Annotated in this window: 1 pseudogene; it reads right to left on the bottom strand. The window is 43.6% G+C overall.

The features are described from left to right. Positions 1 to 431, bottom strand: a pseudogene (locus tag J8L97_RS23225) (transposase); the annotation flags it as partial.

Genomic DNA, 431 nt, shown 5'->3' with positions numbered 1-431 from the left:
TAGGCCGACCCACTGCACCATGAAATACTTTGGTAAATTGTGTAGTGAGCTTTAGCCAGTTTTCGGGGGCGATGTTGAGTCTGTCTAAAATTGGAGAGTTGATAGGGTTGATAGCGCCTCGTTTGTCTGTTCGCATACATCGGCCGGTTAACTCTACCAGTTCTAAATAGGACTTTAATTCAAAGGGTAAACCTTTTGGCATGTACTTTCGGGGGCTACCTGCAAAACGTGCTAAGTGTTTAGGTTGTTTGCCTTCTTTGGCATGTTCACAGCGGGTTTTAACGCTTGTATATTCTGATGTTTCTGGTGTATCTGCCATTTTGGCTCTAATTGGGTTTAAATCAACATACGCCATACACGCTGCCAATGCAGCTTCATCAAGTAAAGCTTGTGATTTAAAGCGCCCTTCCCAAAATCGACCAGTACAGTTA

Origin of the sequence: Pseudoalteromonas sp. MMG012, assembly GCF_018100875.1 — a bacterium.
Lineage (GTDB): Bacteria > Pseudomonadota > Gammaproteobacteria > Enterobacterales > Alteromonadaceae > Pseudoalteromonas > Pseudoalteromonas aurantia.
The sequence above is the reverse complement of the archived record's forward strand: the minus strand, read 5'-3'. Positions and strand labels throughout refer to the sequence as shown.